The organism is Pseudomonas putida, assembly GCF_028682175.1.
Classification (GTDB): domain Bacteria; phylum Pseudomonadota; class Gammaproteobacteria; order Pseudomonadales; family Pseudomonadaceae; genus Aquipseudomonas; species Aquipseudomonas putida_AD.
The window spans coordinates 36,092-45,759 of sequence record NZ_JANHKS010000042.1; the positions used below are offsets into that span (position 1 = coordinate 36,092).

Consider the following 9,668-nt stretch of genomic DNA (forward strand, 5'->3'; position numbering starts at 1 on the left):
ACACGCGCAAATTCGCAGAGGAGCCAGAGCTGTCTCGCAAGCGACGGGGCAGAAGATGGCGCAAGACTAGCGTAACAGGGGGCTAAAGGACTATCAGGGCGATGTGCCAGCTGCTTTGCCGAGGCACCGCTGCGGATCTGTACGCCTTATAACTCAAGCACTGTACCGGTATCAAAGCGATTATATAAAACTGTACCTGTTGGTCTTGGAATTTGTACTCGCACCCGTAGCAGCACGGCTTGCCGGCGGGGGCGTCGTATCAGACGAATCATTTTCGACTGACACACCGCTCCCGCCGGCAAGCCGTGCTGCTACGGAAGAAATCGCTGGAAGCCAGAAACAACAAAGCCCGTCAGCAGTGACCTGCGACGGGCTTTGTGTGAACAATTCAGGGTGCTGGCAGTAGGCTTAAGGCCTGGACCAGCGAGCGCTAAATTAGCGCCAGAACGGCTTGCTCAGCTCTTCGTAACGCTGGGATTCGCTGATACCGGCGTCAGCCAGCAGGCGAGCATCCAGACGGGCCAGCTGGTGGCGGCTGGACAGGCGACGCTGCCAGAGCATCAGGTTGGCGAACATGCGCAGAACCAGGGAGCCTTTGGCCGATTGAGCGGTTTCTTCGTAGAACAGTTCGGAACTTACGGTGCGTTCCATGGTGCTTCTTCCTTCCGCTTGTGGCGGGATTAGATAGTGACTTGATTGGTGCCCATCTTCCTCTCGTTGCCCTCCTCTCTCCAGACACAGTTCACTTGTATTGTGCTGCTTCAGTTAACTGTTCAAGGGCACTGTTTTGTTCGGAAATGGGGCAACTGTACCGGTTGGCACCTAAATGGTGCATTTTGTGCGCTGATTTAGTGAAAAGTGTCGTTTCAGGGGTAGAAACGACCGGTACAGCAGTACAATTTTCGCCAGAATAGCGTTCAGCTCAAACGCAGTGGCGACGAAAGGTCGTCGCCACGTCCAAACTGTATTTTCTACACCGCCAGCATGCGGCCGGTTTCTTCAAGGTTCAGGTGCCAACTCAGTGCATCACGCAGCACATGGGGCGTGTGACCGCCGATGGCGCAAGCCTTGCGGAAGTAGTCATTGAGCGCTTCGCGATAGGCCGGGTGCACGCAGTTGTCGATGATCACCTGGGCCCGCTCGCGAGGCGCCAGGCCGCGCAGATCGGCCAGCCCGATCTCGGTGACGAGGATGTCGACATCGTGCTCGGTGTGGTCCACATGGCTGACCATCGGTACCACGCTTGAAATCGCGCCGCCCTTGGCGATGGATTTGGTCACGAAGATCGCCAAGTGGGCGTTGCGGGCGAAGTCCCCGGAGCCGCCAATCCCGTTCATCATGCGGGTGCCGCCGACGTGGGTGGAGTTGACGTTACCGTAGAGGTCGAACTCCAGCGCCGTGTTGATTCCGATGATGCCCAGGCGGCGCACAATCTCAGGATGATTGGAAATCTCCTGAGGGCGCAGTAACAGTTTCGATCTGTACTGCTCCAGATTGTTGTACACCGCGTCGTGCTTGCGCTCGGACAGTGTCATCGAGCAGCCCGATGCGAAATCCAGCTTGCCGGCCTCGAACAGGTCGAACGTCGAGTCCTGCAGCACTTCCGAGTACATCGCCATGCCGTGGAACGGCGAGTCAAGCAGCCCGGTCATCACAGCGTTGGCGATGGTGCCGACCCCCGCCTGCAACGGCATCAACTGGTTGGTCAGGCGGTTCTGGCGCACTTCGTTCTTGAAGAACTCCACCAGATGCCCGGCAATGGCCTGGGTCTCGTGGTCGGCGGGCAATACAGATGAAGGTGAGTCCGCCTGGTCGCTGAACACGATACCGACGATCTTCGCCGGGTCGATCTTCACCGCCTGGCTGCCGATGCGGCTGTCAGCCTTCAATACCGGGATGGGCAGGCGCGTCGGTCGGTAGGTCGGTATATAGATGTCGTGCAGGCCTTCGAGCTCCAGAGGCTGTGCGGTGTTGATCTCGATAATCACCTTCTCGGCGAGAATCGCGAAGCTGGCCGAGTTGCCGACCGAGGTGCTGAGCACCAGATGGCCTTCCTCGGTGATTGCCACGCATTCGATGACGGCGATGTCCACCGGCTTGATCTGGCGGTTGCGCAGTTGCTCGACGGTGTCCGACAGGTGCTGGTCGATGAACATCACCGTGCCGTCGTTGATTGCGCGGCGCAGCGTGTTATCGACCTGGAACGGCATGCGGCGCGACAGCACGCCTGCCTCGGTCAGCTGCTTGTCCAGGTCATTGCCCAGGCTTGCGCCGGTCATCAGGCTGATCTTCAGCGGCGAGGCCTTGGCGCGCTCGGCGAGGGCCTTGGGTACGGCCTTGGCTTCACCGGCGCGGGTGAAGCCGCTCATGCCGACGGTCATGCCGTCCTGGATCAGGGAAGCGGCGTCGGCTGCGCTCATTACCTTGCTCATCAAAGAAGGCAGGCGGATACGTTCACGGTGCATGGTTTTCTTGTCTCAGGACGAGGATGCGAGGGCCCAAGTCTAGAGAACTGGATTTTTTTCGTCCCACGACCAAGGTCGCATTCGAGGGCTCTAATTAGCGGCTTTCAGGACAAAACACTTTTACGCCGGATGTAAAAAACCCTCGGCCGATGCACGTGCCGAGGGTTGGTTTTGCTGCGGGCCAGAGCGCTTATTCCACCGCTTTGACCATGTCTTCGATGACTTTCTTGGCGTCGCCGAAGACCATCATGGTCTTGTCGAGGTAGAACAGTTCGTTGTCCAGACCGGCATAGCCGCTGGCCATCGAGCGCTTGTTGACGATGATGGTCTTGGCCTTGAAGGCTTCCAGGATCGGCATGCCGGCGATTGGCGACTTCGGATCGTTCTTCGCGGCCGGGTTGACCACGTCGTTGGCACCGAGCACCAGCACCACGTCGGCCTGGCCGAACTCGGAGTTGATGTCTTCCATCTCGAACACCTGGTCGTAAGGCACTTCGGCCTCGGCGAGCAGGACGTTCATGTGGCCCGGCATACGACCGGCCACCGGGTGGATCGCGTACTTCACGGTCACACCGGCGTGGGTCAGCTTCTCGGTCAGCTCTTTCAGGGCGTGCTGGGCACGTGCCACCGCAAGGCCGTAGCCCGGAACGATGATCACGGTGTCGGCGTTGGTCAGCAGGAAAGTGGCGTCGTCCGCCGAGCCGGATTTCACCGGACGCGCCTCTTTCGCACCGCCTGCATCGCCCGCATCTGCCGCGCCGCCGAAGCCGCCGCCGATCACGTTGAAGAACGAGCGGTTCATGGCCTTGCACATGATGTAGGACAGAATCGCACCCGAGGAACCCACCAGGGAGCCGGCCACGATCAGCATCGAGTTGTTCAGCGAGAAACCGATACCGGCCGCTGCCCATCCGGAGTAGCTGTTAAGCATCGACACGACCACAGGCATGTCGGCGCCGCCAATCGGGATGATCAGCAGCACGCCGATCACGAACGCCAGAATCAGCATGACGCTGAAGGCGAACAGGCTGCCGGTGAACATGAACATCAGGCCGAAGAACAGCGTGGCCAGGCCCAGGATCAGGTTCAGCTTGTGCTGGCCGGCGAACTGTACCGGTGCGCCCTGGAACAGGCGGAACTTGTACTTGCCCGACAGCTTGCCGAAGGCGATGACCGAACCTGAGAAGGTGATCGCACCGATCGCCGCACCCAGGAACAGCTCAAGGCGGTTACCGGTCGGGATCGCGTCGCCAAGGTGTGCAACGATGCCCAGCGACTGAGGCTCGACCACGGCGGCGATGGCAATGAACACCGCTGCCAGGCCGATCATGCTATGCATGAAGGCGACCAGCTCCGGCATCTTGGTCATTTCGACGCGCTTGGCCATGATCGAACCGGCGGTGCCGCCGACCAGCAAGCCCACGATGATGTAGCCGATACCCGCGCTGGCGCCGTCGGTGGACAACGCCGCCAGCTTGAACACCAGGCCGATGGTGGTCAGCACTGCCAGACCCATGCCGCACATGCCGAACAGGTTGCCGCGGCGCGATGTGGTCGGGTGCGACAGGCCCTTGAGGGCCTGGATGAAGCAGATCGCCGAAACGAGGTACAACAGGGTGACGAGGTTCATGCTCATTGCTTGGCATCCTCAGCTTTGGCTTTCGGAGCCTTCTTCTTGAACATTTCCAGCATGCGGCGGGTGACCAGGAAGCCACCGAACACGTTGACGGCTGCCAGAGCGACCGCCAGGGTCCCCATGGTCTTGCCCAGCGGGGTCACGGTCAGTGCAGCCGCCAGCATGGCGCCGACGATCACGATGGCCGAGATGGCGTTGGTCACGGCCATCAGTGGGGTGTGCAGCGCAGGGGTGACGTTCCAGACCACGTGGTAGCCGACGTAGATCGCCAGCACGAAGATGATCAGGTTGTAGACGCCGTGAGAGATCAGCATGTCTTCCATTGTTTTTATCCTCAGCCGTTCTTGCGCACGATCTGGCCGTCGCGGCACATCAGGCACGCGGCGACGATGTCGTCTTCGAGGTTGATCTCGAACTGGCCTTCCTTGGTGAAGACCAGCTTCAGGAAATCCAGCAGGTTGCGTGCATAAAGCGCCGACGCGTCAGCAGCCACCAGCGCAGGCAGGTTGGTGTGGCCAACGATGGTCACGCCGTGCTCGATCACCACCTGATCAGCGACAGTGAGCGGGCAGTTGCCGCCCTGGGCCGCTGCGAGGTCGATGACCACCGAGCCTGGTTTCATCTGCGAGACGGTTTCGGCGCTCAGCAGCACTGGGGCCTTGCGGCCCGGAATCAGCGCGGTGGTGATCACGATGTCCGCCTGCTTGGCGCGCTCGTGAACGGCCACGGCCTGACGCTGCATCCAGCTGGCCGGCATCGGACGCGCATAACCGCCCACACCCACTGCTGCTTCGCGTTCTTCGTCGGTCTCGTAAGGCACGTCGACGAACTTGGCACCCAGCGACTCGATCTGCTCCTTCACCGCAGGGCGAACGTCGGAAGCCTCGATCACTGCACCAAGACGTTTGGCAGTGGCGATGGCCTGCAGACCGGCAACGCCTGCACCGAGGATCAGCACGCGAGCAGCCTTCACGGTACCGGCAGCAGTCATCAGCATTGGCATGAAGCGCGGATAGTGATGGGCCGCCAGCAGGACCGATTTGTAACCGGCAATGTTGGCTTGCGAGGACAGTACATCGAGACTTTGCGCCCGCGAGGTGCGCGGCGCCGCTTCCAGGGCGAAGGCGGTAATCCCGCGCTCGGCCATCTTGGCGATGATCTCGTTGTTGAACGGGTTGAGCATCCCGATGACCACGGTACCGCTCTTGATCAGGGCCAGTTCGCTGTCGCTTGGGGCGACGACCTTTAGAATGAGCTCGGCGCCAAAGGCATCAGAGGCGCCGCCGATCGAAGCACCTGCCGCCTCATAGGCACTGTCCGTCACGGAGGCGGTAATGCCTGCGCCTGACTGGACGGTGACCTTATGACCCTGGCCAATGAGCTTCTTGATGGTTTCCGGAGTAGCAGCAACCCGAGTTTCACCGGACTGGGTTTCTAGAGGGACACCAATGTGCACGTCAAATCTCCTGCGTGATCTTTTTTATCTTTTAAAAAGTAGGCCAGCGCACTGCGTATGGCGCGTCTGGTGCAGCGATCACCTCGCCCTCTCTATAACAAGAGGGGCGCGGCATTTTGCAGGTGTAACAGGGGTGCTTCAAGGAATTCTGTAACGGGACGTGACTTTAACTACAAGTCACCCTGTGACCGTTTGACGCAACAAACCGCTACAGGCCTTGTATTTAGAGGCGTGTAGCGAAATGTTCAGTGTTTGAAGTTTTTTTCGTCTGCGAGGTGAAAACAGTGCTCAATCTGGCTGTAAGCCCCGTCATATAACGTGTGCAGCCTGTTTTGGATAAAGAACAGAGGTGTTTCTTAAATGCGACATTACAAGATATCTGTAGTCCTTGAATTTAATTGACTACAGGGTCAGTAAATTTGACTCAATCGCCTGAAATCAAGGCAGGGCGTAGGTTTCAGCCTGTTGCACCAGCCAGTCGCGGAAGGCTTTCAATGACGCGGATTCGACTTTTCGCTCCGGGATCATCAGGTAATAGGCTTTCACGCTCGATAATGCGTGGGAATTGGCCACCACTAGACGCTTTTCCGCCAGTTCTCTTTGGATCAGAAACGGCGGGATCAGCGCGACGCCCATGTCATGCATCGCCGCCTGAGCGAGCATGGAGAATAGCTCGTATCGCGGGCCTGTCATGTCGCGAGCGATATTCATGTCCATTGAGTCGAACCACTGGCGCCAGGCGTAGGGTCGTGTGGTCTGTTGCAGCAACGGCATCTCGGATAATTCACGCGCGCTGAGTCGGGGTTTGTTGCCCAGCAAATGGGGACTACAAACCGGCATGGGGTTTTCGCTCATCAGCCGATGGGATTGCGTACCCGACCAGTCGGCATCTCCGAAGTAGATGGCTGCATCAAAGTCGGTGTCGGCGAACAGGAACGGCCGGGTGCGGTTGGTCAGGTTGATCGTCACGTCGGGATTCTGTTGCTGGAAGTCCTTCAAGCGAGGCAGTAACCACTGGGTGCCGAAGGTTGGCACCACTGCAAGCTCGATCACATTAGCGCCTTGGTGGCCCATCACCGAAAGCGTGTCGCGTTCCACGGCATCCAGTTGCGTTGCGACCCGTCGGCTGTAGGAAAGCCCTGCTTCTGTCAGCTTCACTCCCCTGCGCGAGCGTCGGAACAGTTCCACATTGAGGAACTCCTCCAGGCTGCCAATCTGTCGGCAGATGGCGCTTTGCGTGAGGGAAAGCTCTTCAGCAGCCTTGGTGAAGCTTTCGTGGCGAGCGGCGGCCTCGAAACTGACGAGTGCGGCAGTGCTGGGGATCTTGCGACGCATGTACGGGAACCTCACTCGTTGGATGCTGATAGGGCGGTTTTTGCCGTTACGGAGTGAGAAATTAGCACAAGACTATGCGAAATCCTCGTTTGCCCCGGCGCCGATCCGGGCCTAGTCTCACTCCACAGCTTTTTCTCGGCGTGGCCCGAGAGCACCATTCAACGAGGAGAACGTCATGGGCGGTAAGGCAAGCTTCAACTGGATCGACCCGCTGTTGCTGGATCAGCAGCTCACCGAAGAAGAGCGCATGGTTCGTGACAGCGCCGAACAGTTCGCCCAGGACAAACTCGCTCCTCGTGTGCTCGAAGCCTTCCGGCATGAGCAGACCGACCCTGCAATCTTCCGTGAGATGGGTGAAGTCGGCCTGCTGGGCGCAACCATCCCCGAGCAGTACGGTGGCAGCGGCCTGAACTATGTCTGCTATGGCCTGATCGCCCGGGAGGTCGAGCGCGTCGATTCGGGCTATCGCTCGATGATGAGCGTGCAGTCGTCGCTGGTCATGGTGCCGATCAACGAGTTCGGTACTAAGGCGCAAAAGCAGAAATACCTGCCCAAGCTGGCGTCCGGCGAATGGATCGGCTGCTTCGGTCTTACCGAGCCGAACCATGGCTCCGACCCGGGCGCGATGATTACTCGTGCGCGTTCCGTGGAAGGCGGCTACAGGCTGACCGGCAGCAAGATGTGGATCACCAACAGCCCGATTGCCGATGTGTTCGTGGTCTGGGCCAAGGATGATGCCGGTGACATTCGCGGTTTCATTCTGGAGAAAGGCTGGCAAGGTCTGAGCGCCCCGGCAATCCACGGCAAGGTGGGCCTGCGTGCTTCGATCACCGGTGAAGTGGTCATGGATAACGTCTTCGTGCCTGAAGAGAACATCTTCCCGGATGTTCGCGGGCTCAAGGGGCCGTTCACCTGCCTGAACTCCGCGCGGTATGGCATTTCCTGGGGTGCGCTGGGCGCAGCCGAATTCTGCTGGCACACCGCGCGTCAGTACACGCTGGATCGCCAGCAGTTTGGCCGCCCGTTGGCTGCAAACCAGTTGATCCAGAAGAAGCTGGCAGACATGCAGACTGAAATCACCCTCGCGTTGCAAGGTTGCCTGCGTCTTGGGCGGATGAAGGACGAAGGCACTGCGGCGGTGGAAATCACCTCGATCATGAAGCGCAACTCCTGTGGCAAGTCCCTGGACATCGCGCGCATGGCGCGGGACATGCTCGGCGGCAACGGGATCTCCGACGAGTTCGGCATTGCCCGTCATCTGGTCAACCTTGAAGTGGTCAACACCTATGAAGGCACCCATGACGTGCATGCACTGATTTTGGGGCGCGCGCAGACCGGCATTCAGGCCTTCTACTAAGGAGCCTGCCATGGGCGCGCTGTCGCATATTCGTGTGCTGGATTTGTCCAGGGTGCTGGCCGGGCCCTGGGCGGGCCAGATCCTGGCGGATCTGGGGGCGGACGTCATCAAGATCGAGCGCCCGGGAAACGGCGACGATACGCGTGCCTGGGGTCCTCCGTTTCTGAAAGATCCGCGGGGCGAGAATACGTCCGAGGCGGCTTATTACCTTTCTGCGAACAGGAACAAGCAGTCGGTCACCATCGACTTCACCCGGCCTGAAGGTCAGAAGCTGGTGCGGGAGCTGGCGGCGAAGTCCGACATCGTGATCGAGAACTTCAAGGTCGGTGGCCTCAAGGCCTATGGTCTGGACTACGAGTCACTGCAGGCCGAGAACCCGAGGCTCATTTACTGCTCGATTACAGGGTTCGGCCAGACCGGCCCCTATGCGAAGCGTGCCGGCTACGACTTCATGATCCAGGGTCTTGGCGGCCTGATGAGCCTGACCGGGCGCCCGGATGGTGAGGAAGGCGCAGGGCCGGTGAAGGTAGGCGTGGCATTGACCGACATCTTGACCGGGCTGTACTCGACTGCTGCGATTCTTGCAGCCTTGGCCCATCGCGATCAGGGCGGCGTGGGTCAGCACATCGACATGGCGCTGCTGGATGTACAGGTGGCCTGCCTGGCCAACCAGGCGATGAATTACCTGACCACGGGCACCCCGCCCAGGCGTCTTGGCAATGCGCACCCGAACATTGTGCCGTACCAGGATTTTCCCACGGCCGATGGCGACTTCATTCTTACCGTGGGTAATGACAGCCAGTTCCGCAAATTCGCGGAAGTGGCCGGGCAGCCCCAGTGGGCGGATGACCCGCGGTTCGCGACCAACAAGCAGCGAGTGGCGCATCGGGCCGAGCTGATCCCGTTGATTCGCCAGGCCACTGTATTCAAGACCACGACGCAGTGGGTGGAAGCGCTTGAACGTGCCGGCGTGCCCTGCGGGCCTATCAATGATGTGTCACAGGTCTTTGCTGATCCCCAGGTGCAGGCGCGCGGGTTGAAAGTCGAGCTGCCCCATGCGTTGGGCGGCACGGTGCCCCAGGTGGCGAGTCCTATTCGGCTTTCGGGTACGCCGGTGGAGTATCGCCGGGCGCCGCCCTTGCTGGGCGAGCACACGCTGGAGGTGCTGACGAGTGTTCTGGGCCTGTCGGATGAGGCCGTCATGGTGCTGCGCGAGGCGGGTGTTCTGTAGCGCTTCTATTATATAGGTGGGCGGCGATAGCCGCCCTCCCCTATATAAACTGAAGGAAGTTGCTGATTTTCCTGCTGTTTCGCTTATTTCATAGAAAGTTCACATTAAGTGTTGACGCCCCCTCGAATCTCTCTATAATTCGCCCCACTTCCGGCGCAGTCGGAACGGAAAACTCCTTGATAATCAAA

8 protein-coding genes are annotated in these 9,668 nt (G+C 59.7%); 2 read left to right on the forward strand and 6 right to left on the reverse strand.

Annotated features, from left to right (window positions below):
- Window positions 1–435: 435 nt before the first annotated feature.
- From NPS29_RS22760 to NPS29_RS22785, 6 genes are all read right to left on the reverse strand, one after another.
- The gene (locus NPS29_RS22760; protein WP_274135287.1) at window positions 436–651 is read right to left on the reverse strand and encodes a DUF1127 domain-containing protein; all 216 of its coding nucleotides are present in this window, start codon (window positions 649–651) and stop codon (window positions 436–438) included.
- A gap of 320 nt (window positions 652–971) precedes the next feature.
- Window positions 972–2,465: an acetyl-CoA hydrolase/transferase family protein gene (locus NPS29_RS22765; RefSeq protein WP_274135288.1), complete on the reverse strand. Its 1,494-nt coding sequence runs from the start codon at window positions 2,463–2,465 to the stop codon at window positions 972–974.
- Between the two features lie 190 nt (window positions 2,466–2,655).
- Entirely contained in the window at window positions 2,656–4,101 is a 1,446-nt protein-coding gene (locus NPS29_RS22770) for an NAD(P)(+) transhydrogenase (Re/Si-specific) subunit beta (RefSeq protein ID WP_274135290.1), read from the reverse strand.
- Window positions 4,098–4,424, reverse strand: coding sequence for an NAD(P) transhydrogenase subunit alpha (locus tag NPS29_RS22775; RefSeq protein ID WP_062386518.1), 327 nt, complete (start codon window positions 4,422–4,424; stop codon window positions 4,098–4,100). Before NPS29_RS22775 ends, NPS29_RS22770 begins: the two co-directional genes overlap by 4 nt.
- Window positions 4,425–4,435: 11 nt before the next feature.
- The gene (locus NPS29_RS22780) at window positions 4,436–5,557 is read right to left on the reverse strand and encodes a Re/Si-specific NAD(P)(+) transhydrogenase subunit alpha (RefSeq protein WP_274135294.1); all 1,122 of its coding nucleotides are present in this window, start codon (window positions 5,555–5,557) and stop codon (window positions 4,436–4,438) included.
- A gap of 438 nt (window positions 5,558–5,995) precedes the next feature.
- A complete protein-coding gene (locus NPS29_RS22785) occupies window positions 5,996–6,892 on the reverse strand; it encodes a LysR family transcriptional regulator (protein WP_274135296.1) in 897 nt (298 codons plus the stop codon).
- A gap of 175 nt (window positions 6,893–7,067) precedes the next feature.
- Here NPS29_RS22785 and NPS29_RS22790 point away from each other — a divergent pair, with 175 nt between their 5' ends.
- Window positions 7,068–8,249: an acyl-CoA dehydrogenase gene (locus NPS29_RS22790; protein WP_274135298.1), complete on the forward strand. Its 1,182-nt coding sequence runs from the start codon at window positions 7,068–7,070 to the stop codon at window positions 8,247–8,249.
- 10 nt (window positions 8,250–8,259) lie between these two features.
- Complete coding sequence (locus tag NPS29_RS22795) at window positions 8,260–9,480, forward strand: CaiB/BaiF CoA transferase family protein (protein ID WP_274135300.1); 1,221 nt, start codon at window positions 8,260–8,262, stop codon at window positions 9,478–9,480.
- Window positions 9,481–9,668: the final 188 nt, after the last annotated feature.

Bases quoted from the DNA above. Each gene is read 5' to 3' on its own strand.
- NPS29_RS22760 (WP_274135287.1), bottom strand. From the start codon at position 651: ATGGAACGCACCGTAAGTTCCGAACTGTTCTACGAAGAAACCGCTCAA.
- NPS29_RS22765 (WP_274135288.1), bottom strand. From the start codon at position 2,465: ATGCACCGTGAACGTATCCGCCTGCCTTCTTTGATGAGCAAGGTAATG.
- NPS29_RS22770 (WP_274135290.1), bottom strand. From the start codon at position 4,101: ATGAGCATGAACCTCGTCACCCTGTTGTACCTCGTTTCGGCGATCTGC.
- NPS29_RS22775 (WP_062386518.1), bottom strand. From the start codon at position 4,424: ATGGAAGACATGCTGATCTCTCACGGCGTCTACAACCTGATCATCTTC.
- NPS29_RS22785 (WP_274135296.1), bottom strand. From the start codon at position 6,892: ATGCGTCGCAAGATCCCCAGCACTGCCGCACTCGTCAGTTTCGAGGCC.
- NPS29_RS22790 (WP_274135298.1), top strand. From the start codon at position 7,068: ATGGGCGGTAAGGCAAGCTTCAACTGGATCGACCCGCTGTTGCTGGAT.
- NPS29_RS22795 (WP_274135300.1), top strand. From the start codon at position 8,260: ATGGGCGCGCTGTCGCATATTCGTGTGCTGGATTTGTCCAGGGTGCTG.